The 1790-nt window shown below is 39.9% G+C and carries 1 protein-coding gene and 1 pseudogene; one reads left to right on the top strand and one right to left on the bottom strand.

Annotated elements, in window-relative coordinates:
• The first annotated feature begins 44 nt into the window (after positions 1-44).
• Positions 45-1238 (top strand): DegT/DnrJ/EryC1/StrS family aminotransferase, encoded by a 1194-nt coding sequence (locus WBN20_RS09545; protein WP_424276006.1) that lies wholly within the window; start codon positions 45-47, stop codon positions 1236-1238.
• Positions 1239-1245: 7 nt separating this feature from the next.
• Here WBN20_RS09545 and WBN20_RS09540 read toward each other — a convergent pair.
• Positions 1246-1790 (bottom strand): annotated as a pseudogene (locus WBN20_RS09540) (bifunctional 3,4-dihydroxy-2-butanone-4-phosphate synthase/GTP cyclohydrolase II); the annotation flags it as partial.

Below are 1790 nucleotides of genomic sequence, written 5' to 3'. Positions count from 1 at the left end.
TAGTAAAGAATAAAAATAAACAACATTTTAAATTAAATATCACTATGCCAGGTTTTGAATTATTTGGGGATAAAGAAAGAAATCAAGTAAAGGACGTCCTGGATTCCGGAGTACTCATGCGCTACGGGTTTGACGGCATGCGGAACGGTCATTGGAAAGCGTTGCAGCTTGAAAAGGAATTAGCAAAGCGAATGCAAACAAAGCACGCGCAGCTTGTGAGTAGTGGTACAGCAGCTTTAACCGTTGCCCTTGCAAGTGCAGGAATAGGGGCAGGAGATGAAATTATCATCCCGAGTTTTACATTTGTGGCTAGTTTTGAATCTATTCTTGCTTTAGGCGCAATACCAGTTATGGTTGATATTGATGATACACTTACTCTGGATCCCTCTGCTGTTGAAAAAGCTATTACTCCAAATACCAAGGTAGTTATGCCGGTTCACATGTGCGGATCTATGGCCGATCTGGGTGCCTTAAAAGCAATTTGTGAAAGGCACAAACTTCTCTTACTTGAAGATGCCTGCCAGGCAATAGGAGGGACCTATGATGGGAAACCTTTAGGAAGTATCGGGGATCTGGGTTGCTTTTCGTTTGATTATGTAAAAACAATTACTTGCGGTGAAGGTGGGGCCCTGATTACTAATAATGAAACTTACTATAAAAATGCTGATCATTATTCAGATCACGGGCATGATCATGAAGGTACCGACAGGGGAGCAGAAAGCCATCCTTTTCTGGGCTATAACTACCGGATTTCTGAATTACACGCTGCTGTTGGCTTAGCTCAAATTGCGCGTCTGGATGATTTTCTTGCAATTCAAAAGAGAAATTATACAATTTTAAGAAACGCCCTGAAGTCTATTGACGGAGTTAGCTTTAGAAGAGTGCCCGAGGGTGGTGTTGAGAATTACTCATTTTTGAATTTTTATCTTCCTTCGGAGACCATTACCCGGAAAACACATGCAGCATTTGGCGCTGGAGGTGTTGATGCCTGTTTTTACTGGTATAATAACAATTGGCACTATTATAAGAAATGGGATCATCTTAGAACTATGAAATCCTTAGCTCCGGTGGCAAGAGAGGTCCTTGATGGTCTTCCGGATTATCCTGAAGCACATTTTAAACAGTCAGATCATTGGATGGGCAGAACAATATCCTGTCTTATAAAACTCGGATGGGAAGAAGATGAAGTAGCCAAAAGGGCCGAATTGATGGCCTCAATTATTAAGAAGGAATTATAATCCTTTATTAATAGGGAGAATAATCTACAATTTCAAGGCCATATCCAACAATACCTACTCTTTTAGCCTGGTCACTATTGGTCATTAGACGCATTTTGGTGATATTCAAATCGTGCAGAATTTGTGCACCAATACCAAAATCACGGGTATCCATTTCTATTTTAGGAGCCTTAATAATTCCATTTTTTTGATTTTCCTGTAATCCTTTTAAACGATTAAGAAGATTATAGGACTGGCTTTGTTGATTAATAAAGACTATGGCTCCCTTACCTGCTTCATTTAGCGCCTTAAACATATCATCTAATTTCTTATCCGCATTATGTGTAAGCGTACCCAGAATGTCATTATTTACCAAAGTAGAGTTTATTCTTGTAAGCACAGGATCGTCTAGCTCCCAGTTACCCTTGGTTAGTGCGAGGTGAACTTGTTCGTTAGTAGTTTGCTGATAGGCATGTAGCGTAAAATGCCCAAAACGGGTTTCTACTTCAAATTCCTCTCTTTTAATTATTAAGCTATCGTGCCGCATTCTATAGGCAACAAGGTCTTCAATGG

The organism is Eudoraea sp. (genome assembly GCF_049665975.1).
Taxonomy (GTDB): domain Bacteria; phylum Bacteroidota; class Bacteroidia; order Flavobacteriales; family Flavobacteriaceae; genus Eudoraea.
This window is presented reverse-complemented; position numbering and strand designations above follow the sequence as displayed.

Excerpts from the sequence above, each read along its gene's own strand:
- WBN20_RS09545 (WP_424276006.1), top strand. The coding sequence starts at position 45 with ATGCCAGGTTTTGAATTATTTGGGGATAAAGAAAGAAATCAAGTAAAG.